Origin of the sequence: Photobacterium sp. TY1-4, assembly GCF_025398175.1 — a bacterium.
GTDB lineage: Bacteria > Pseudomonadota > Gammaproteobacteria > Enterobacterales > Vibrionaceae > Photobacterium.
Genome location: NZ_CP099734.1, coordinates 2,062,655 through 2,084,101, shown reverse-complemented (window position 1 = coordinate 2,084,101; position 21,447 = coordinate 2,062,655). Strand labels below are relative to the sequence as shown.

18 protein-coding genes are annotated in these 21,447 nt (G+C 50.4%); 12 read left to right on the top strand and 6 right to left on the bottom strand.

Going from position 1 to position 21,447, the window contains the following annotated elements:
• The 7 genes from NH461_RS09845 (at position 1) to map (ending at position 8,772) form a co-directional block, all read left to right on the top strand.
• Positions 1-1,593, top strand: coding sequence for an ABC transporter ATP-binding protein (locus NH461_RS09845; protein ID WP_261600183.1), 1,593 nt, complete (start codon positions 1-3; stop codon positions 1,591-1,593).
• A gap of 171 nt (positions 1,594-1,764) precedes the next feature.
• Positions 1,765-3,264, top strand: coding sequence for a glucose-6-phosphate dehydrogenase (zwf, locus tag NH461_RS09840; protein ID WP_261600182.1), 1,500 nt, complete (start codon positions 1,765-1,767; stop codon positions 3,262-3,264).
• A complete protein-coding gene (gene pgl / locus NH461_RS09835; RefSeq protein WP_261600181.1) occupies positions 3,264-3,980 on the top strand; it encodes a 6-phosphogluconolactonase in 717 nt (238 codons plus the stop codon). The genes zwf and pgl overlap by 1 nt, the downstream gene beginning before the upstream one ends.
• A gap of 10 nt (positions 3,981-3,990) precedes the next feature.
• The gene (gene gnd / locus NH461_RS09830; RefSeq protein WP_261600180.1) at positions 3,991-5,439 is read left to right on the top strand and encodes a decarboxylating NADP(+)-dependent phosphogluconate dehydrogenase; all 1,449 of its coding nucleotides are present in this window, start codon (positions 3,991-3,993) and stop codon (positions 5,437-5,439) included.
• A gap of 655 nt (positions 5,440-6,094) precedes the next feature.
• Positions 6,095-7,642: an alanine/glycine:cation symporter family protein gene (locus tag NH461_RS09825; RefSeq protein ID WP_261600179.1), complete on the top strand. Its 1,548-nt coding sequence runs from the start codon at positions 6,095-6,097 to the stop codon at positions 7,640-7,642.
• A gap of 151 nt (positions 7,643-7,793) precedes the next feature.
• The gene (locus NH461_RS09820; RefSeq protein WP_261600178.1) at positions 7,794-8,000 is read left to right on the top strand and encodes a ParD-like family protein; all 207 of its coding nucleotides are present in this window, start codon (positions 7,794-7,796) and stop codon (positions 7,998-8,000) included.
• Entirely contained in the window at positions 7,993-8,772 is a 780-nt protein-coding gene (gene map, locus NH461_RS09815) for a type I methionyl aminopeptidase (RefSeq protein WP_261600177.1), read from the top strand. Before NH461_RS09820 ends, map begins: the two co-directional genes overlap by 8 nt.
• 120 nt (positions 8,773-8,892) lie before the next feature.
• Here the strand turns inward: map and NH461_RS09810 are convergent, their stop codons facing one another.
• Entirely contained in the window at positions 8,893-9,654 is a 762-nt protein-coding gene (locus NH461_RS09810; RefSeq protein WP_261600176.1) for an isocitrate lyase/phosphoenolpyruvate mutase family protein, read from the bottom strand.
• Positions 9,655-9,815: 161 nt separating this feature from the next.
• On the opposite strand from NH461_RS09810, the gene NH461_RS09805 reads away from it, so the two are divergent.
• The 4 genes from NH461_RS09805 (at position 9,816) to NH461_RS09790 (ending at position 12,454) form a co-directional block, all read left to right on the top strand.
• Positions 9,816-10,739: a LysR substrate-binding domain-containing protein gene (locus NH461_RS09805; RefSeq protein WP_261600175.1), complete on the top strand. Its 924-nt coding sequence runs from the start codon at positions 9,816-9,818 to the stop codon at positions 10,737-10,739.
• A 110-nt stretch (positions 10,740-10,849) separates the two neighbouring features.
• Positions 10,850-11,449 (top strand): hypothetical protein, encoded by a 600-nt coding sequence (locus NH461_RS09800; protein WP_261600174.1) that lies wholly within the window; start codon positions 10,850-10,852, stop codon positions 11,447-11,449.
• Positions 11,450-11,640: 191 nt separating this feature from the next.
• Complete coding sequence (locus NH461_RS09795; protein ID WP_261600173.1) at positions 11,641-11,859, top strand: VF530 family protein; 219 nt, start codon at positions 11,641-11,643, stop codon at positions 11,857-11,859.
• A gap of 67 nt (positions 11,860-11,926) precedes the next feature.
• The gene (locus NH461_RS09790; RefSeq protein ID WP_261600172.1) at positions 11,927-12,454 is read left to right on the top strand and encodes a GNAT family N-acetyltransferase; all 528 of its coding nucleotides are present in this window, start codon (positions 11,927-11,929) and stop codon (positions 12,452-12,454) included.
• Positions 12,455-12,584: 130 nt separating this feature from the next.
• On the opposite strand, the gene NH461_RS09785 is transcribed toward NH461_RS09790, so the two are convergent.
• The 5 genes from NH461_RS09785 to NH461_RS09765 form a co-directional block, all read right to left on the bottom strand.
• Entirely contained in the window at positions 12,585-13,181 is a 597-nt protein-coding gene (locus tag NH461_RS09785; RefSeq protein WP_261600171.1) for a DUF998 domain-containing protein, read from the bottom strand.
• Positions 13,182-13,475: 294 nt separating this feature from the next.
• Positions 13,476-14,318, bottom strand: a complete 843-nt coding sequence (locus tag NH461_RS09780; protein WP_261600170.1) for an MBL fold metallo-hydrolase — start codon at positions 14,316-14,318, stop codon at positions 13,476-13,478.
• A gap of 335 nt (positions 14,319-14,653) precedes the next feature.
• Positions 14,654-15,232 (bottom strand): porin family protein, encoded by a 579-nt coding sequence (locus NH461_RS09775; RefSeq protein ID WP_261600169.1) that lies wholly within the window; start codon positions 15,230-15,232, stop codon positions 14,654-14,656.
• Between the two features lie 212 nt (positions 15,233-15,444).
• Positions 15,445-17,313, bottom strand: coding sequence for a methyl-accepting chemotaxis protein (locus tag NH461_RS09770; protein WP_261600168.1), 1,869 nt, complete (start codon positions 17,311-17,313; stop codon positions 15,445-15,447).
• 256 nt (positions 17,314-17,569) lie between these two features.
• The gene (locus NH461_RS09765) at positions 17,570-18,676 is read right to left on the bottom strand and encodes a phosphoribosylaminoimidazolesuccinocarboxamide synthase (RefSeq protein WP_261600167.1); all 1,107 of its coding nucleotides are present in this window, start codon (positions 18,674-18,676) and stop codon (positions 17,570-17,572) included.
• A 289-nt stretch (positions 18,677-18,965) separates the two neighbouring features.
• Between NH461_RS09765 and NH461_RS09760 the strand changes: the two genes are divergently transcribed.
• Positions 18,966-21,365 (top strand): ATP-dependent helicase, encoded by a 2,400-nt coding sequence (locus tag NH461_RS09760; protein WP_261600166.1) that lies wholly within the window; start codon positions 18,966-18,968, stop codon positions 21,363-21,365.
• The last annotated feature ends 82 nt before the right edge of the window (positions 21,366-21,447 follow it).

Genomic DNA, 21,447 nt, shown 5'->3' with positions numbered 1-21,447 from the left:
ATGGCGAAACCATTACTAACCATTGAAAATTTATCCGTTGGTTTTCAGACCGGCGGCGGCGTGAGTCAGGTGACGCAGGAAGTCAGTCTGTCGGTCCGCCGAGGGGAGACACTGGCGTTGGTGGGGGAAAGCGGCTCGGGCAAGTCTGTGACGGCCAATGCCATTTTGCGCCTGCTGCCGAAATCATCGACCCACTATCTCGGCGGTCAGATCCGCTACGACGGCATCGACATGCTTGCCTGCAGCGAGCGGGAAATGCGCGGGATCCGTGGCAACCGGATCGGCATGATTTTTCAGGAGCCGATGATGTCGCTCAATCCGCTGCACAAAATTGGTCGCCAACTGTGTGAAACGCTGGCGATTCACCATGGCACCCGGCAGAACGTGGCCGAGAAGCGGGCGTTGAACTGGCTGAAAAAAGTCGGGATCCGCAACGCGGAACGGCGGATGCAGGCCTATCCGCATGAACTGTCCGGGGGAGAGCGTCAGCGGGTGATGATCGCCATGGCGCTGATTAACGAGCCGGAGCTGTTGATCGCTGATGAGCCGACAACGGCACTGGATGTGTCGGTCCAGGCGCAGATCCTGGAGCTGCTCAAAGATCTGCAACAGGAAATGGGGATGGCGATGCTGTTCATCACCCATGATTTGAGTATCGTGCGCCGGATTGCGGATCGTGTGGCCGTGATGCAACTGGGTAAACTGGTTGAAACCAATACCCGGGAGATCATTTTCACCCATCCTTCTGATCCGTATACGGTGAAGTTGATCAATTCCGATCCCAGCGGTCAGCCGGTCCCGGTCGATACGCAGGCACCTGCGTTGTTTACGGTCGATCACTTGCGGGTCTGGTTTCCCGTCACCGGTGGGATCCTCAAGCGGGTTCGGGATCATATCAAAGCGGTGACGGACGTCAGTTTCGTTTTGCGTCGCGGCCATAGTGTGGGGCTGGTGGGCGAGAGTGGTTCCGGTAAATCGACCACGGGGATGGCTTTATTAAAGTTACTGCACAGTGAAGGGCGAATCGAATTTGACGGGCATGATATCTCGACCCTGAATCGCAAGCAGATGCTGCCTTACCGGAGCCGGTTACAGGTGGTGTTTCAGGACCCGTTCTCGGCGCTTAATCCGCGGATGTCGGTGGCGCAGATCATCGGAGAAGGGCTGAAAGTCCATCAGGCGATTTCAGATGAGGTCGCGGATGCAGTGATTTGTCAGGCGATGCGTGAAGTTGAACTGGATCCGGCCACCCGCCACCGCTTTCCGAATGAGTTCTCCGGCGGTCAGCGGCAGCGAATCGCGATTGCTCGGGCACTGGTGCTGAAGCCCGAGTTCATCCTGCTTGATGAGCCGACCTCTTCGCTTGATCGCACGGTGCAGTTTCAGGTGCTGACGCTGCTGAAGAAGCTGCAGCAGAAGCATGGACTGAGTTACTTATTTATTAGCCATGATTTACACGTTGTGAAATCTTTGTGTCATTACACGCTGGTATTAAGGAATGGAGAAGTGGTGGAGCAGGGGGAAACCCGGCAGCTGTTTACGGAGCCACAACATGCGTATACGCGGGAGTTGGTGAATTTATCATCAGTTTGACAGCGGATTAAGACATTTAATGCCAGATATTGCATATACTGTAAAGCAAAATATTAGGTTTTGCCTATTAAAATAATAGGCAAAACCATGTATCTCATATTAATTTAGATGTTAATATCTCGGTCCATCAGGAACGCGTTCACCGTATGTGTGATCTGAATGGATAAACTCATGGTTAAGCCAGAAAATAATTGCATTGTTATTTTTGGTGCGTCAGGCGATCTGACTCATCGGAAATTGATCCCCGCTTTTTACCACCTCTATGCCAACGGCCTGCTCTCAGAAAAATTCGCGATTCTCGGTGTCAGCCGGACCGAGTATTCTGACCAAGCGTTCAGAGACAAGCTGAAAGCCGCGTTGGTGGCTTCGGAAAAAGTCGACGAAGCGACGCTGGAAGCATTTTGTCAGCACCTTTACTACCAGGCGGTCAATACGTCTGATGTCGAAGAATACGCGCAACTGAAACATCGCCTCGATGACCTGGGTCAACAATACGACACTCAGGGTAATACCACCTTCTATCTTGCGACCCCACCAAGCCTTTACAGCGTGATCCCGGAATGTCTGGCTGCCCACGGCCTGAATGATGAGTCTCAGGGCTGGAAGCGTCTGATTGTGGAAAAACCATTTGGTTATGATCTGGCTTCCGCAGAAGTACTGGATGACAAACTGCATCAGCATTTTAAAGAGCACCAGATCTACCGCATCGATCACTACTTGGGCAAGGAAACCGTGCAAAACCTGCTGGTGTTCCGTTTTGCCAACGGGATGTTTGAGCCGCTGTGGAACCGTAATTTCATCGACTATGTCGAGATCACGGCTGCGGAGTTCCTGGGTGTGGAAGAGCGTGGCGGCTACTATGACGGTGCCGGTGCGGTGCGGGATATGTTCCAGAACCACCTGCTGCAGGTGTTGTCGATGGTGGCGATGGAGCCACCGGCAGCGATTAATGCCGACTCCATGCGTGACGAAGTGGTCAAGGTGATGAACAGCTTCCAGCCACTGTCGGAAAGCGATCTGCACAATAACCTGGTGCTGGGTCAGTATACGGCTTCCGATGTTCGCGGCGATCACCTGCCGGGTTACCGTGAAGAGCAGGGTGTGGCCGATGACTCCCGGACCGAGACCTATGTCGGTCTGAAAATGTTCATCGACAACTGGCGCTGGAGCGGCGTGCCTTTCTATGTCCGGACAGGTAAACGTTTGCCAACCCGGGTGACGGAAGTCGTGATTCACTTTAAGAAAACCCCGCATCCGATGTTCAGTGCCAACGCACCGAAGAACAAGCTGATTATCCGCATTCAGCCGGATGAAGGCATTTTAATGAGATTTGGCCTCAAAAAACCGGGCGCAGGCTTTGAATCGAAAGAAGTTTCGATGGATTTTCATTATGAGAGCCTGGAAGAGACCAACATGCTGACGGCTTACGAGCGTCTGTTGCTGGACTCGATGAAAGGGGATGCGACCCTGTTTGCCCGTTCCGATGCAGTCACAGCCTGCTGGAAATATGTTCAGCCGATCCTCGAATATAAAGAGAATCCTGAGCATCTTTATGGCTATGCGGCGGGTACCTGGGGACCGAAGGAAGCCGACACATTGCTGGCGAACGACCAGCGTGAATGGCGCTTCCCATGTAAGAACCTGACAGATACCGACTACTGCGAGTTATAATGATGAACTATCAAGTATTTGAAACACCTGATCATGTCGTAACGTCACTGGCTGAAACCTTGTTGGCCTACGGCAAGGAAAATCGTCCGGTCCATATTTCACTGTCGGGCGGCAGCACGCCGGCCCTGCTGTTTAAAACCCTGGCTCAGTCGCCATGGGCTGAGTCGATTGCCTGGCAGAACCTGCATTTCTGGTGGGGTGACGAGCGTTGTGTGGGTCCGGAAGATCCGGAAAGCAACTATGGTAAAACCAAAGCCCTGCTGTTTGATCACATTGCGATTCCGGCGGAAAATATTCACCGGATCCGTGGCGAGAACTTCGCCGCCGAAGAAGCGGGTCGATTTGCCGAAGAAATGCTGGCAGAGATCCCCCTGAAAGAGGGCGTCCCGGCATTTGACTGGGTGATTCTGGGCATGGGCACCGACGGCCATACGGCGTCACTGTTCCCAGGCCAGACCGACTACGACACCACTGAGATCGCAGCCATTGCGGCACATCCGGAAAATCGTCAGATCCGGGTGACCAAAACCGCACACCTGATCCGCCATGCCAAGCGCATCACTTATCTGGTGATGGGCGCGAGCAAGGCCTCAGTAATTAAAGAGATTCATGACGAAGCGGAGCAAGCGACAGCTTATCCGGCTGCCCAAGTGAAGGCCATTGACGGCCTGACAGAGTGGTATTTAGATTCAGAAGCAGCCCAAGAGCTAGCGTGAGGAGTATGAAATGAAAGCAGATATTGGTGTAATTGGCCTGGCGGTAATGGGCCAGAACCTTATCCTGAACATGAACGACAACGGATTCAAAGTGGTTGCGTACAACCGTACCGTGTCGAAAGTTGACGAGTTTTTGAACGGTCCGGCGAAGGGTAGCAACATTGTGGGTGCAACCTCGCTGCAGGATCTGGTCGACCAGCTGGAGCGTCCGCGCAAAGTGATGTTGATGGTTCGCGCGGGTGATGTGGTTGATCAGTTCATCGATAACTTGGTGCCACTGCTGGAAGAGGGTGACATCATCATCGATGGCGGGAACACCAATTATCCTGATACCAATCGTCGTTATGCCGCGTTACGTGAAAAAGGCATTCGCTATGTTGGCGCAGGTGTTTCCGGCGGTGAAGAAGGTGCCCGTTTCGGACCTTCGATCATGCCGGGTGGCGATCCGGAAGCATGGCCACATGTGAAGCCGATCTTCCAGGCGATTTCTGCCAAAACCGACAAAGGTGAAGCGTGTTGTGACTGGGTGGGTAAAGAAGGCGCCGGCCACTTTGTGAAAATGGTTCACAACGGGATCGAATATGGTGACATGCAGCTGATCAGCGAAGCGTACCACTTCATGAAAGAAGGTCTGGGTATGTCTCATGATGAGATGCAGCAGATCTTTGCTGAGTGGAACAAAACTGAGCTGGACAGCTACCTGATCGAAATCACTGCCGACATCCTGGGCTATAAAGATGAAGACGGTGAAGCGCTGGTTGAGAAAATTCTCGACACGGCAGGCCAGAAAGGGACCGGTAAATGGACCGGGATCAATGCCCTGGAGCACGGGATCCCACTGACGCTGATCACGGACTCTGTATTCGCCCGTTGCCTGTCTTCATTGAAAGAGCAGCGTGTGGAAGCCGAGAAGTTGTTCAATAACCCAATCAGCAGCATTGAAGGTGACAAAGCGCAATGGGTTGATGCCCTGCGCCAGGCGCTGCTGGCGTCGAAAATCATCTCTTACGCGCAAGGCTTCATGCTGATCCGCGAAGCATCTGAAGAGAATGGCTGGGAACTGAACTACGGTAACGTAGCGCTGATGTGGCGTGGCGGCTGTATTATCCGCAGTGCGTTCCTGGGTAACATCCGTGACGCGTTTGAAACCAATCCTGAGCTGGCGTTCCTGGGTCTGGATCCGTACTTCAAAGAGATTTTGGAAAACTGTCTGCCGGCATGGCGTAAAGTGGTTGCCAAGTCGTTTGAAGCGGGCTTGCCAATGCCATGTATGTCTTCTGCGCTGACGTTCCTGAACGGTTACACCACAGCACGTCTGCCGGCAAACATGCTGCAGGCACAGCGTGACTACTTCGGTGCGCACACCTATGAGCGTACCGACAAGCCACGGGGTGAGTTCTTCCACACCAACTGGACCGGTAAAGGCGGCGATATCTCGTCGACCACCTACGACGTTTAATCTCAGTCTGCTGAGTAAGCCCTCGACGAAAAGCGCGGTTGCTTCAACCGCGCTTTTTTTATCTGTCTCATCCCGCTCATGACAAACTGCATATTCTGCCACAGACTGACAGCAAGCATCTGACAGCCGGACAGGCGCTATCAACCCGCCAAGATGTTACGCATAGTAGAGCCGATCTCATGAATCATTCGTTACGGATGAATTCAATTAATCCATGATTGTGATGTAAACACACTCTAGGCAGGTGGTTCTTAGAATTCACTGGAATACGAGTTTGCATAGCATAAAATTTTACTTGGCAAAACTGGACGATGAATTGCACTCATTTCGTATAAACTTTGTTCTTTAAACTTATCGAAATGGTGCGAAAGACTGTCTAAATGCTGAGATAAGTGTGATCAATAACATAAAAACTGGTTGTTTGATTATTAACTGAACAAATCGAATCTTTGGGTCATTTATGCACATTAGAATGAATAGCTATGTGATCTGGTACATAAAGAAGAACCCCCTGAGTGTTGTTTTATTGTTGTATAAGTGTGCTGGAGTTCACGCTGAATTGAGTGACAAAATAAAACCCTTAACATTTAACTTACAATCTGCTTATTATACTGACTGAGCATTAACCATAATCTATAAGACAGGGAGATTTTTAATGCAGTCGTTAGTAGATTTTTTGAACGGAATTATATGGAGCCCGGTACTGATTTATTTGTGCCTTGGTGCGGGTCTGTTTTATTCCATTACCACGCGTTTTGTACAAATCCGTCACTTTCGTGAAATGTGGCGTCTGCTGCTTTCCGGTAAAAGTTCTGACCAAGGTATTTCCTCTTTTCAAGCACTCGCCGTTTCTTTGTCAGGACGTGTAGGTACCGGTAATATCGCAGGTGTTGCTGCCGCGATCGGATTTGGTGGTCCAGGTGCCGTATTCTGGATGTGGGTTGTTGCCTTCCTGGGTGCTGCGACTGCATACACTGAATCTGCGTTGGCGCAGATTTACAAAGAAGAAGATGAAGACGGCCAGTTCCGTGGCGGCCCGGCCTATTACATCGAAAAAGCGATGGGCCAGAAGTGGTACGCTTGGTTATTTGCCATCGCGACGGTGATTGCTTGTGGTGTGATGCTACCGGGTGTTCAGTCCAACAGTATCGGTAACGCGGTTGAAGCTGCGTTTGGTACCGGCGGCATGATTGAAACCACGATGGGCACCATCAGTCTGGCGAAAATCATCACCGGTACTATCGTGTCGATTATCCTGGCTTTCATCATCTTCGGTGGTGTGAAGCGGATTGCGAACTTCACCCAGATTGTCGTGCCATTCATGGCGCTGGCCTACATCGTGGTTGCGTTCGTTATCATCCTGCTGAATATCGATATGGTGCCAACGGTTATCGGAATGATTGTGGGTGATGCCTTCACGCCAATGGCCGGTGTGGGTGCCGCAATTGGCTGGGGTGTAAAACGAGGTGTTTACTCGAACGAAGCCGGTCAGGGTACAGGTCCACACGCTGCTGCGGCGGCTGATGTCCAGCACCCGGCACAGCAAGGTCTGGTTCAGTCGTTCTCAATCTACATCGATACGCTGCTGGTGTGTTCTGCGACGGCCTTCATGATCATCATCACCGGTGCGTATAACGTTCACGGTGGTGCAGAAGGGACCTTCCTGGTACAAAACCTGGCGGCCGATATTGGAGCCAACGGTCCGGTCTTCACCCAGATGGCAATTGAAAGCACCATGCCTGGTTTCGGTAAGCCGTTCATTGCCTTTGCACTGTTCTTCTTCGCCTTCACCACGATTCTGGCGTACTACTACATTGCGGAAACCAACATTGCCTACATCCGTCGCTCTGTGAAAATTCCGGGCATGATGTTCGCGCTGAAACTGGTTCTGACTGCTGCAGTATTCTACGGCACGGTGAAAACAGCAAACCTGGCGTGGGCCATGGGTGATGTGGGTGTTGGCCTGATGGCGTGGCTGAACATTGTCGGCATCCTGATCATTTTCTTCATGGCGAAACCTGCCCTGGCAGCGCTGAAAGATTACGAAGCGCAACAGAAAGCGGGCGTCAAAGAGTTCACTTTTGATCCAGTGAAACTGGGTATCAAAAACGCGGACTTCTGGGAAAAACGTCTGAAAAATTCAGGCAAGCCTGCAGCACAACTTGAAGAAGTCGAAGGTGAGCCGGTGAAGCCGATTGCTTAATCACGACAAACCATTCATGACAGATAAGGGTTAGCCTCGGCTAACCCTTTTTTTGTTGGGCTGTTCACCATGATACGTCATTGCACTTGATATACTGTTTATATACACTTCGTATATAAATCATATTTGAAGTGTATCAAGGTGGTGTGTTTTGGGTATCGTGAAAATTTCAGATGATCTCCACGAGGAGATCCGTAAAGCCAGTCAGGTGATGTCCCGCTCCATTAACGCCCAGGCTGAGTTCTGGGTGAAAATGGGAATGCTGGCCGAGATGAATCCGACCCTGAGCTATAACGAGTTGGTTCAGAAGCTGTTGCGGGAAGTCGTGGTACCGCCGATGGAGGCCGTTCATGAATAAGGTGGTGATTAAAACGGCTCAGGAAGCCGATTTGATGCGCGAATCCGGCCGCTTGCTGGCGCAGGTTTTCGCCATGCTGGATGACTTTATCGAACCCGGCGTGACGACCATGGCAATCAATGATCGCGTTGAGGCATTTATCACCGCCGAGCTGAAGGCCCGACCGGCCAGCAAAGGCCAGTATGATTATCCCTATGCGCTTAATACCTCAATCAATGAAGTGATTTGCCACGGAATGCCGAGCGAGCAGAAAAAGCTGGGGCAGCGCGACATTATCAATGTCGATATTACGCTGGAGAAAGACGGCTTTATTGCCGATTCCAGCAAGATGTATGTGATGCCGGAAGCAACCCCAATCGCCCGGAAGCTGGTGGATGTGACCTATCAGGCAATGTGGCAGGGGATCCGAATGGTTCGCCCCGGCGCCCGGCTGGGAGATATCGGCCACGCCATTCAGCAACATGCCGAACGTTTTGGTTTTAGTGTCGTGCGTGAATACTGTGGCCACGGTATCGGCCGGGAAATGCATGAAGAGCCACAAGTGCTGCATTACGGCCTGCCGGATACCGGCCTGGTACTGCGCGAGGGAATGACGTTCACCATTGAACCGATGATTAACCAGGGCACAGAAAAGACCAAAACCAAACGCGATGGCTGGACGGTGATCACCCGCGATAAAAAGCTCTCGGCCCAGTTCGAACATACTGTGTTGGTCACCGCCGATGGCGTGGAAGTGCTGACTCTGCGAGAAGGGGAGCAGAGCCCGGCTTGAGCGCAGTAACCCGAATTTAAGGCAGCTTCATTGCCGCGTTTCGAAGAAGTGTCGCGACGGACACTTCTTCTATTCGCTGGTTCTTATCACAAATTCTTTTTACTGAGCTTGGTGTGCGTATTAGCTGAACAGCGTTGCGCACGAACCGTGTTGCTTCATCGTAGTCAGTTGATGGCTCAGATGCGTGTACATCCGCTCAAAAGCAAAATTCCCGGTGCTGATCCGCTTAACTCCCAACTGAGCCAAGATCTCAAAACTCGGCAGATCCGGCATTGCCATGACATTCAACGGCAACCGGATTGCCTCGGCGACGGCCTGGATATCATCCGCTCGGGTGATGCAGGGGACAAACAAGCCATCAGCCCCGGATGCCTGATACAACCGTGCACGTTTGATGGTTTCGGCACGCGCCTCGTCAACGCCCAATAAGAATGCATCACAGCGGACGTTGATAAAGACGTTCACCTGGCGCTGTTGCAAGATTTCACGCACCTTGAACAGCAGGCTCGCAAACTCATCAGCATCACTAAGGTTGCGGCTTGTCTCCACCCGGCTGTCTTCAAGATTGATCCCGACCACGCCAAGCTCGGCCAGTTGCTGAATATGATCCGCAATCACTTCCGGCACCGGGCTGTAACCTGCTTCGATATCCACACTCAACGGCAATGAACTTGCGCTGGCGATTCGCCGGACCATAAACACCAACTCTTGAAATGGCATCTGTTCACCATCGTCATACCCAAGCAGGCTGGCCATTGCTGCACTGGAAGTGCCCAGTGCCTGATAGCCGGCTTGCTCTGCACAACGGGCGCTGGCGGCATCCCAGACGTTGCCGATGACTAATGGGGTTGCTTGCTGGTGTAGCTGGGTAAATGCGTGCATTCGTTTGGTTCCTCAATAGGGGCTCGGTGGCTGTCTCGCCATTCCTTGGTTGTTGTATTGATTGTGCTTGCCGGCATGAATGAACGCCAACGATACAAATCGACTTTTAAAATAAGCAATGCTTATAATGCTTGCTCGTGAAACATCGACAGAATTCTAAAATGTATAAAAATATCAATCTACTTGTGACGTTTGAATGTGCGGCCCGACACAACAGTTACAGCCTGGCCGCGGGAGAGCTTTGTATTTCTCAGGCCGCCGTCAGCCAGCAAATGCGGCAATTAGAACGAGACTTAGGGTGTCGGCTGTTTATCCGAAAAAACCGCCAAATGTTACTAACGCAGCAAGGGCAAGCTCTGTTTGATGGCGCGCAACCGGCGTTGCGAATGATTGACCGTACACTGAATCACATTCATACCGAGGACGTTGCAGGGGAGTTGACCATCAGTTCAACCCAGGCGTTTACCACGTTATGGCTGATGCCGCGGCTGCAGCGCTTTTCCGAGTTACACCCTGATATTCAAGTACGTATTGTTTCCTCACCTGGCTTTGACGATCTCAAGCAATCGCATATCGATCTGGCGATCCGTTTTGGGGTTGATGTGGAGAAACACACCCCGAAGACTCTTGCCTGCGACTATTTTGGCGAAGATTTTGTGTATCCGGTGTGCTCGGTCCGGCTGATGGAGACTTTGGCGCTCGCATCGCCACAAGATTTGCTCTCCACCTGGCTTGTGACGCTGGAAAACCCTGGTTACTATAGCTGGCACCACTGGTTTGAACATGCTGGCGTTGACGGTTCTGAGCACCATGAACTGTGGACGCGTGTCAGCAGCACGGATATGGCGCTAAATGCGGTTCAAAGTGGTCATGGTGTCACACTCGCCGTGACCTACCTCTGTCGCCGACGACTTGATACCGGTGAGTTAGTGATCCCATTTGACCAGCCGCATCCGAATTCGGTGAAACGCTACTTCGTGTACGATCCGTATTCAGCGAAAAAGGCTCGCTTACAGGTGTTCATGCAATGGCTGAAATCGGAGATGTCGAGTGAAGGCGAACATGAACCTTCATCATCGAAGTGAATGATCCATCCAAGTTCCGGATGTATCTGACTGTATGCACCGCTCGGCGCTGTGTCCCCGGTTTCTTTTCTGATAGCGTTTGTTGGCACTTTTAATCAGGGCGACTGAAGATGAAATCGACTGAGCTACCGGAAGTTTGTGGCATCCAATCCATCCTTTATGGCGCAGAAAAGACAACCGACAGGGTATATGTTTACCTTCATGGCGCGGGTGAATTCGGCCAAGGGGCTGAAGGCCAGTATCAGTATCCGGGGTTTGCCACCTTGCTCAGAGATGGCAATCTTTCACTGAAGCAGCCATTGATCATTGCGTGTTGTATGGCGGGCACGCATTGGTTGCCGGATGCTCTTAAGCCATACCTGGATGAAGTCAGCGCTCATTTCGGGCATGCTCAGATTGATCTCATTGGGTATAGTCGCGGCGGTGAAGGGATTTATGCGCTCCTTTCACACCTACGTAATCCTGCGCTTCGAACTGCAACCATCATCAATTCAGCAATACCACCGATGGTTTTACCTCACCCAACCGTTCCGCTGCATGTGATCCATGCATCTCAGGATCAGTTCACGTCATTGGCGAACGTCAAAGACTTTGTGGGAAGCCATACTGATAGCAATATTAAACTCACTGAGTGGCAGGGCGACCACTTTTCAATAGAAGCCATTGCGCGATCAGGGGTGTGGAAAGATTGGTTTGAACTGCCGAAGTGAAGTTGCGTTGATGGACTTGAAGCGTCTTGAGGCAGTGTCGACCAATCTGACATTGACCGTCTGTGACACAGTAAGAGAGCGATGATAATCGCGTGGTTGACGGCGTTTTCTGGTAAAATTCGGAAATTGTGTCTGTGACGGTTCACCTGAATCAGACACGGCATTGACAATTTTACAAAGGAAACCGCTCCATGAGCCAGCAACAACCGAATAACCCATTACATGGCCTGTCGCTTGAAAAGATCCTCACACGCTTAGTCGAGCATTATGGTTGGGATGGCTTATACCACGAGATCAAAGTGAATTGCTTTAGCAACGATCCATCCATCAAGTCTTCCCTGAAGTTCCTGCGCAAGACGCAGTGGGCGAGGGACAAGGTTGAATCCTTGTATATCCGTACGTTTAGCTGAGGCGAAAGAACATACAGCGTTTTGGCTACGGTTATCGGCTATCTGACAAAATGAGCAAGGAAGGTACATGGTTGTATTAAGGGACATGCGCCAGGCTGAATACCCCGCCTATTGTGACTATTTTATTGATGACTACAGTCGTGAGATTGCGAAGAACTATGGTCATTCCATGGACTTAGCGGTAGAGCTAGCCCAAAAGGATTTATGCCGAAGCTTCCCGAATGGCCTTGAAAACAACGATCATTCTCTGCTGTGTATTGATGCTGAGGTCAACGGCAAGGTGTGTTTAGTCGGCTATCTTTGGCATTCGATTCATGCCGCCGATCAATCGACGTTCATTTATGATTTCTATATTGACCCTGGTTATCGTGGCCAGGGTTTTGGTAAACAAGCGATAGCGATGTTGGAAAGTCAGCTTGCGTTGGCTGGTATTTCGCAGATCAAACTCCGAGTGGCTTATCATAATCAGCGAGCCCTCAAACTTTATCAGGATGTCGGATTTGCGATCACCGGATTCAATATGGCGAAGAATATCGGGGCAGGGTGTGCTTCCGAATACTGTTGTAGTGAAAATAAATCAAGAATTATTGACTGAGTCGATGCTCTTTTTCAGGAGGGATTACCCCCCCTCACCAGGCCCTTGTCACATTGGGTCAGTCTGATGACGAAATCACGTCTATTTTGTTCCGGCCACGTGGCGATTGTGATGATGCGTAGTTTCGCTTTTAAGCTATCTCAAAGATAGAAAAAACAAACAGCCATAAAATTTGAAAGCCATAACTCAGCCGCTGATGCAGACCAGGATTCGTCTTGGCTTTGAAAGCTAAACTCAGTTTGTATGAAAAGAACAAGCTGCTAATCAGGCAAACAAAGGAAATTGTCCGGAGCGAGAATGGGAACGAACTTGAAAAAATGACGATAGCTGGAGCAATGATGAATGAAAGCAGCATGATCGCGCCAGAGTATGAATGAATATTGCAACTTGTCGATGGGGTTGCCGTGTAAGGGTCCGCATCCATCGGGAAAAATCCGCAAACCCACGTACATAAGCCATGAACAATGACCATTGAGCCGATTGCAACGATCACGACGGAAGCGGCGTGGGTCGATACAAGGTAGTAGCCAAATACAATGAAAAGAAAACCCAGGGGATAATTATTGATTGCTGGCGACAACTTCTGCGTGGGGCTGTCCAATGCACCCAGCTCACTACAAAATTGTGTGCTATGGCTGTAGTTGGGATAGAAGAGGGAAGCGATATAAATACCAAGAACTATCCATATGGATGCAACGATACCAGCATACTGAATCAAACTTTCCATGTTTGAAATCCTCCTTGTAAACTCATCAATGACGTGGAATCCACCTCATCAGGCTTTTCCAACGGGGTATGTCTGATTTCATACACACCGGCAGCCATTATGTCTAAATCTGTCTATGGCATTGATTTTGCTAAAATGAGCTTCAGTATCCATGGTGAGGACCATCAAGGCAAGTTGTTGATTCATAAAACAGTGCATCTTCAATCGGTAAACATTGCGTTATGAAAGGCACAATCACCGGCGCGCTTTAGCACGCTCGGTGTTGTAGGTGTGAAATTGGTTGATTTCTTTGCATTATTTGCTTTGTTCTTCTAGCAACTTTTTTGCGCCACGTGCTTCAAGGACATCCAGAAATTCTTGGAACCCATCTTCATCGATAAATGGATTCATTTCTTCGGAGCCTTTAGCTTTTCGCGAAAAAATCTGAGCCATATGGGGATGACTTGCCAAGTTGACTTCGACTGCTGGTGTAGCTTGTGAAATGCGCCTAATCTTCTCTACGCTTTGAACGTATTTTTCAGCCAAGTCCAGGCCATTGAAATTGGTGCCATTACCACCAACAATGAATGCCCTATGTTCAATGCCTTTGTCCTGAACGGAAAAGTCTATGGAAAGGGTTCCTTTTGTATGTCCTGGCGTCAAATATAATTTGAACCGCTTGTTTCCAACGATTAATTCGTCTTTATCTTGAGCGATGTTGTCGACCCTTGGTGGCATAAATTGACTTTTCCCTTTGGATTTCTCCGATTGAGATTTTGCCAACAGGGAACCTTCATAGGATATGATTAGCTTACTCCCATACTTTCTCTGAATATATTCTGCAGAACCCACGTGGTCGGAATGCCCATGCGTGATGATCATGTATTTTAGATCTTTTGGGTTGAGTCCGAGTTTCTCGATATTTTCAGGGATCCAACGCCCGTAGGGGCTTTCTAAGGAATCAACGAGAACAAGTCCATCTGACGTTGTGATTAAATAGGCGGATACCCATTTGTCTCCCACGTAGTACAGATCATCAAACATCTGAAAAGGTTCGACATATCCATTTTTTTCTGTTTTTTCAGGGATAAAATCTGCTTGCTCAAGCGCAAAAGATTGAAACGACAGAAGGATGATTAAAAATATTGAATACTTCATAAGTCTCTCTTGAATGCTAACGGATGACATGAAATCCACATCATCAGGCTTTGCACATTAGAACTGTCTGACTCCGAAACCGCCAGAATCACCATATCATAAGTACATCTATGGCATCGATTTCGTCACATAGAGGCTCAGTATCCACGGGAGAGGGTTACCAAGGCAAGGTGTTGTTCTAAAAACAATATCACGTTCACAACTTTTGTGAGCTTTGCCAATATCCTGCCTGAGTAAAGATCATTAAAACACCTTGATTTAAAGTCGGTATCCTACCGCACTTGTCAAAATCGGAAAAGCTTTCAGGGGGCGTATGTGAATGTTGTGATTTGAAGCTATGTACCAGGAAAGTGATAAACCAAGTTGATATTAATGCTTTCCCCTGAGAAATTGACTCCTGATAGGTTAAAGTTATCATCAAAAAGTTTAACCCATTCAACTTCGAGATCGACTGGATGACCTTCGTTTACAGCCATCCCGACACCATACTGAACTTCATTTTCGGTTTCTGATTGCCCTCCTAATTTGCCTTTAGCTTTACCGTATCCTAGAAGTGCGTAGATCTTAAAATTTTCATCCAATGGTAAAAGGGCTCTTCCCATTAAACTAAAGTTATTGCTGACTTCGACAGTTGTATTTGATATCTCATCATCAGAGATGTTGCCATAGCCTCTAAACTCTACAGAAAAATTTGTATGGGCTTGATAACCGATTGTTAGACCTAATAGCGAACTGTCAAAAGACGTTGAATCGCCGTCATTAATATTTACCTTTACATCGACAAATGAGTAACTCAATCCCAAATACATGTGACGTGGTACTTTTTCATACTTTCCCACACCAAAATCAGCATGAACAATAGCGCTATGCAGAAGTGAAGAAAGATAAATGAACAATACAAAAAACTCTCTCATTGTTGTCACCATTTCAAGACAGGGGTGTATGTAGAAACTATAGACAATAAATGAGAGGAGGCCGCATTGAAGCGCTGAGTGCTTGTAAAGTTATGTTGGTCACTGCATCAGATAGGCTTAACATTCTATCAAAGGCAGCAGGTTGGTATCACGAGGCTACAAAAAAAGCCACGATGCAACATCGTGGCTTTTGGGTCTTCGGGGTAGGGTCTTTAGACCGTAAACTTGCTCATCACTTCTTCCTGTTGATGAACTTTACGGATTTGCTGCTCCATCGCCTGATTGGTGTTTTCGGCGCCATCCGCGACCTGGACTGATAGCTCTTTGATGTTGAGGGTATTGGTATTGATCTCTTCCGCAACCAGGCTTTGCTCTTCGGCTGCCGAGGCGATTTGCAGGTTCATCTCGTTGATCTTCTCAATGGCGACATTGATTTGATTCAGCGCTTCGTCCGCTTCCTGAGCTTTGGTGACCGTATTAGCTGCGGTTTGCTTACTTTCACCCATCACATTGGCAGCCGTCGTTGCGCCGGATTGTAACTGCTCAATCATCTGACGAATTTCCGTGGTCGATTCCTGGGTGCGTTGGGCCAGCGTTCGGACTTCGTCGGCAACCACAGCAAAGCCACGACCGGATTCCCCAGCGCGGGCGGCTTCAATCGCGGCGTTCAGGGCCAGCAGGTTGGTTTGATCGGCAATTTCGTTAATCACCTGCAAGATGGACTCAATGTTACCGGTATCGCTTTCCAACTGCTTGACGACGTCTACGGTGCGGTCGATCTGAGCCGACAAGTCGTGGATCGCCGCAGTGGTATGGGAAACAATCTGACTGCCTTCCGAGACTGAAGATTCAGCCGCCTGGGCCGCAGAAGCTGCCTGTTGAGCATTGCTGGCGACATCGGCGGAGGTCATGGCCATTTCATGCATCGCAGTCGCGAGTTGATCCAGCTCCTGCATTTGTGAAGACATGGCATCCGCAGACTGTTTCGCCCCGGCTGCAGTTTGCTCGGTGCTGTGCAGAATCTCCTGACTCAGTGATTTGGACTCGATGATCAGGCGTTGCAGCTTGTCGGTAAAGGCATTGAAACCTTTCGCCAGCTCCGCAAACTCCTGGTCAGTATTGGTATCCAGACGACGGGTCAGATCACCATGACCCGACGCGACATCCTGAATGGCATCGTTGAGATCCTGGATCGGGCGCATCAGCACTTTGATCAGCAGAAGCAGAGCAATAATCCCGGTGATCAACGCAATTGCCGAGTACAGAATTGAATCCGTTTTCAGCTTATTGACTGCGGCAAACGCCAGGCTCTCATCCAGGACGGCACCGACGAACCAATTCTGTCCCGGAATCTGGGTGAAGGAGACATTCAGCTGTTTGCCGTCTTGTGTCAGGGTCGTCGGTTGCTTGCTAATCGGCAGATTCCCCAGGAAAGAAGACATGCTTTTGCCGTTGAAATCGGCATTCGGGTGGGCAATCACGGTGCCGTGGTTATCGACGATAAACAGATAACCGGCATCAAACAGCGAGACCTGATTGACCAGTTTTGCCAGGCCACTCAGACTGACATCAAAGAAAATTGCGCCCACAAACTGGTTTTTATCAAATAAAGGGGTGGCGATGGACACCAGCATTTCTTTGGTCAGCGTATCCGGATACGGCTTGGTGATGATTAAATCACGGCTTTGCTGGGTGGCCTTATACCAAGGACGGCTACGAGGGTCCCAGTTGGCGCCCGGGTTCCAGTTCGGATCACTGCTGGTGTAACTGCCGTCACGCTCAAAGCCCTGTCCGGCCAGCAGAAAGGCATCATGAATGGCCGGCTGGTTCAGCACGGTCTGGATATTGGCCTTCGACAGATCCTGTTCGATCAGGCTGGTGGCATAGCGGGCCAGCGATTTACTGCTGTTGAGCTCCGCGTTGACCGTATTACTCATACCGGAAACAATTTCATCAATGCTGTGTACGACAAGCGACTGGACTTCAGCTTTGGTTTTGAAATATTGGTTGGCAGAAAGCAGAGATAGGGCAGCAAGCAAGATGGCAGAAGATGTTGCAACAATCTTATGGCTGAACTTCATAGAATGAGACCTCAACAAGCACATGGTGAGGTGTATTGTCCCCTTGCGCGGACAGGGATGTTAATCAAAGATTTCAAAATATGTGATCATGGAATATGAATTATTTGTGCTAGGTCATTTTTTGATGAAAATTTGAACGATATTGCGTGCAATGTCAGCGGATTGTTGCTCATCTCGGCGATTTGTTGGCGTTTAAATATGCAACAAAATGAAAAATGGCGGCAATAATGCCGCCATTTTTAACAGAATTGAAACCTTATTCTGCAATCAAATCATACTCTCGACGCAAGATATCAATGATTTCTGCTTTTGGATTGTCACTCAGGTGGATTGGCTGCCCGGTCACTTTTTCAGCAATCCCGGTATAGACTTTGGACACCTGCATCAGAACTTCTTGCGGCAGGGCATTATCACGCGCCAGGGCTTCGCGCTCATCCATCCGATCTTTGTTCAGCAGAATGTCCGGATCCGGGAAATAGTCGAGTAGGAGCTGGCGGAACTCTTCTTTTGAGTTTTCGACAATCTTGCCGTCACGATAGGCTGTGCCATCCCAAATACGTGATGAGTCCGGCGTACCGACTTCATCCATGTAAATGAGTTTCTCTTTGCCTTCGGCATCGGTGACGTAACCAAATTCAAACTTAGTATCGACGAAAATCTGATCCAGTTTGGCCAGCGCGTCGCTGATGACGTTGAAGCCTTCTTTCAGCAGGGTTTCGTAACGGCTGATATCTTCGGCGGACGAGAAATTGAAGGCGGCAAAGTTCTCTTCGATGTTACGGCGGGAGATATTGACGTCGTCAGCTTCCGGCACCCCCGGAATGCCTTTCAGGATCCCTTTGGTTGATGGGGTGATGAGCAGCTCAGGCAGCTTCTGATCTTTGGTCAGTCCTTCCGGGACTTCAATCCCACAGAATTCACGCTCGCCTTTGTCGTAGGCGCGCCACATTGAACCGGTGATGTACTGGCGGCAGATCGCCTCGATTTTCACCGGTTTGGCTTTCTGAACAATCCAGACAAACGGATGCGGAATATCCAGAATGTGGCTGTCGGCCAGGCCGTTGTCACGAAACAGCTGGAACCAGTGATTGGAAATCGCATTGAGGGCAGCCCCTTTGCCCGGAACGCCTTTCATCCCACCTTCACCGTGCCAGATACAGTCAAAGGCAGAAATACGGTCACTGATCACCATGATGGCCAGTGGCGCATCCGGCTGGACGTTGTAGCCTTTTTCCTTGATCAGGCGGCGGCTGTCGGCTTCAGTCAACCAGTAGACAGAGCGCACTTTACCACTGTGAACAGGTTGGTCAGTACGGATCGGGAGGTCATCATTTACAGCGAGAACTTGATCGGCAAGGCTCATGGTGAATTCCTATTTCAAGAGTCGGGATACAGTCAAACCGGCAGGAAAGCGTGACTGAATAAGCAACAAAATAGCGGCTTCCGCTGCCAGTGGCGCTGATCATAGCAGAAGCTCAGGCGGCTTTCAGCAACTAAAGCAAACGTTTGCGCAAATATTTTCACCGGGCCTGTCAGATGCGTGGTTACATCTTAGACAAATGAAATTTTTGTCAGGCGAAATCGCTGCGCCTGTGGCAAAATCTCCTGTTTTCTCGTTTAATTTTCTTATTCACGATCAGGCTATCGTTCCTATGACCCGCTATACCCCCGAGCAGATCGCATTTATCCACCACGATGCAGGGAACGCCCTGTGCATCGCGGGGGCCGGTACCGGTAAAACCACCACACTGGTGGGCTTGATCGAACAAAAGCTGGCGCACATTCCGCCTTCGGAAATGCTGGTGTTGATGTTCAACCGTGATATCAGGACCGACTTCCAGCAGAAGCTCCGGGATCATGGGATCGGGCAAGCGGTCCCGGTGCACACGTTTCACAGTTTCTGTCTTCGGTTGCTCAACCAGACCGGGTTTCTGGCCCAGACGGGGTTTCGGGTCGATTATCAAAGCGGCGAGAGTGATAAATCCCTGGTCAAGCAGGTGTTGCGCTCGATTGCCGCCGGAGAGCAGAACTATCAGCGCCAGCAGATGATCAAAGATCCCAAAACCATCGAGTTGTTGCTGAGCTTTATTGGTCTGGTCAAAGCCTATATGTTGCCGCCACGCGAAGTGTTTCAGCTGGCGGAGATCAGCCGGGACTATCTGTTTATCCTCGATGGATTTGAGCAGTTCGAATCCCTGCGCAAACAGCACCGAGTACTGTTTTTTGATGACTGGTTGGTGGAATCCGTCAAGCTACTGGAAAGCAATGAGGCGATCCGCAGCCATTATCACCAACATTGCAAGCTGGTGGTGGTCGATGAGTTTCAGGACATCAACACCGCCCAGTACCGGCTGCTCAAGCAGTTGCTCGGCCCGCAGACCCAATTGCTGGCCGTGGGCGATGTCGATCAGTGTATCTATAAATGGCGGGGCAGCGCGCCGCAGTTTATGCTCAACTTCGAGCAGGATTTTGCCCCGGCGAAAACGTACACCCTGTCGCGAACCTTCCGCTTCGGCCACAGTCTGGCGCTGTCGGCCAGCCATTTGATCGCCAACAACAAGCAGCGCTTCCATGATTTTCTGACGGTTTCGGATACCGGGGTGGATGATACCCGCATCGAGGTATGCGGCACGTCACGTCAGGTTGGCGAAATTGCCCAGTCAATCCAGAAAGATCTGGCCGCCGGGGGCGATCCGTCTCAGCAGGCGATTCTGGTCCGGCGCTGGTCGCAGACCTTGCTGTTTGAGCTGGCATTTCTCAGCAAGCAGGTGCCGTATCACATGCCGGTGCCGTCTGTGCTCGCCAGCAGCCGGGAAGTGAAACTACTGATCGAGCTGATGTCGTTGGCGACCGGCCGTTATGACCAGTGGCCGGTGCCGAACAAAGGGCAGTTGCTGTTCAATTTGATGAGCTTCCCGCACTGTTATGTACCGAACAAAACCTTGCGCCCGCTGTGCGATCAGCTGGCCGGGATGGACAGCGGTCAGTGGCTGACCTTTATCGGTCGTTTTGAAAAAGCCAACAGCAACCTCAAGCTTGAAAATCTCATTGAGCGGCTGGACTTGCTGGTGCGGCTGCAACGCAAAGGCAGCTTCAAAGCGCTGGAAGTGTTTAACCAGTACCGTAACGAAAGCGGGTTGGATAACTGGATCTGGAAAACCGAAGCCACCGCCACCGAGATTGAAGAAGCGGTGGAGCGGCTCGATAGTGTGGCGACTGTGTTGGACACCATGGATCAGCCGTGCGAAAAAGCGCTGCAATATTTTGAATACTATACCCAGCAATCGGTCAATCACGACAGGGAAGCGGGTGCGCGCGGGGTACAGCTCACCACGATCTTCCGCGCCAAGGGCTGTGAATACGACCGGGTATACCTGCCGTTCTGGGACAAAGATGCCTTTCCATATCTGAATAAATATTCCGGCAGTATCGGGGCGGATATTGAAGAAGAGCGGCGTCTGGCTTATGTGGCGATGACTCGGGCCAAGCAACAAGCGATGGTTTATTTTACCGAGCCGGAGGTCACGGCAGCGAATGCCGGTAAAGCCACTAATGCCAGTACCTTTGTGCTCGAAGCCAAAGCCGGATTAGCCAAAGAAGTCGGCCCGCTGTTGTACGAAGAAGGTGAGTTGCCGTACCACGCCTCGCCGATTGTGACGGAATACTACAAGCGGCTGGGACGGGAAGGCGATGTACAAGCACCTTGCAAAGAACCACCTGAGCAAGAGGCACCACGTAAAGAAGCACCTGAGCAGACGGAGCCAACTTTGGATGCGGAAGCGTTCCATGATTTAGCATCCGGATTGGCTACCGCCGCAGGTCAGGGGGCCGGACAACCGGATTACAGCTATGGCTGGGCGCTGCGCCAACCCTTGCCGGATAATGCAACTAAGGTGCTGCAGGCGATGATCCGAACCAAAACGGCCAAGTACCTGGATGGTGAGCTGAGCCGGCTGCGTCGTGAACTGAAATCCGCCGCGGCGACCAAACAGCAGGTCCTGGTCAATCGTCTGATTGTTGCTGCACACGCCCGCAGCCGGGTGCGGCGTTGAGTTAGCGCTGTGATGATCGTGAGCCCATCAATTGGACCACGCACCTGAACCACGTTCCTTTCGGAGCGTGGCCTTTTTTTGT

Bases quoted from the DNA above. Each gene is read 5' to 3' on its own strand.
- NH461_RS09770 (WP_261600168.1), bottom strand. From the start codon at position 17,313: ATGAAGTTCAGCCATAAGATTGTTGCAACATCTTCTGCCATCTTGCTT.
- NH461_RS09825 (WP_261600179.1), top strand. From the start codon at position 6,095: ATGCAGTCGTTAGTAGATTTTTTGAACGGAATTATATGGAGCCCGGTA.
- NH461_RS09790 (WP_261600172.1), top strand. From the start codon at position 11,927: ATGGTTGTATTAAGGGACATGCGCCAGGCTGAATACCCCGCCTATTGT.
- map (WP_261600177.1), top strand. From the start codon at position 7,993: ATGAATAAGGTGGTGATTAAAACGGCTCAGGAAGCCGATTTGATGCGC.
- NH461_RS09760 (WP_261600166.1), top strand. From the start codon at position 18,966: ATGACCCGCTATACCCCCGAGCAGATCGCATTTATCCACCACGATGCA.
- NH461_RS09800 (WP_261600174.1), top strand. From the start codon at position 10,850: ATGAAATCGACTGAGCTACCGGAAGTTTGTGGCATCCAATCCATCCTT.
- NH461_RS09780 (WP_261600170.1), bottom strand. From the start codon at position 14,318: ATGAAGTATTCAATATTTTTAATCATCCTTCTGTCGTTTCAATCTTTT.
- NH461_RS09775 (WP_261600169.1), bottom strand. From the start codon at position 15,232: ATGAGAGAGTTTTTTGTATTGTTCATTTATCTTTCTTCACTTCTGCAT.
- gnd (WP_261600180.1), top strand. From the start codon at position 3,991: ATGAAAGCAGATATTGGTGTAATTGGCCTGGCGGTAATGGGCCAGAAC.
- NH461_RS09810 (WP_261600176.1), bottom strand. From the start codon at position 9,654: ATGCACGCATTTACCCAGCTACACCAGCAAGCAACCCCATTAGTCATC.
- NH461_RS09795 (WP_261600173.1), top strand. From the start codon at position 11,641: ATGAGCCAGCAACAACCGAATAACCCATTACATGGCCTGTCGCTTGAA.
- NH461_RS09845 (WP_261600183.1), top strand. From the start codon at position 1: ATGGCGAAACCATTACTAACCATTGAAAATTTATCCGTTGGTTTTCAG.
- pgl (WP_261600181.1), top strand. From the start codon at position 3,264: ATGATGAACTATCAAGTATTTGAAACACCTGATCATGTCGTAACGTCA.
- zwf (WP_261600182.1), top strand. From the start codon at position 1,765: ATGGTTAAGCCAGAAAATAATTGCATTGTTATTTTTGGTGCGTCAGGC.
- NH461_RS09765 (WP_261600167.1), bottom strand. From the start codon at position 18,676: ATGAGCCTTGCCGATCAAGTTCTCGCTGTAAATGATGACCTCCCGATC.
- NH461_RS09785 (WP_261600171.1), bottom strand. From the start codon at position 13,181: ATGGAAAGTTTGATTCAGTATGCTGGTATCGTTGCATCCATATGGATA.
- NH461_RS09805 (WP_261600175.1), top strand. From the start codon at position 9,816: ATGTATAAAAATATCAATCTACTTGTGACGTTTGAATGTGCGGCCCGA.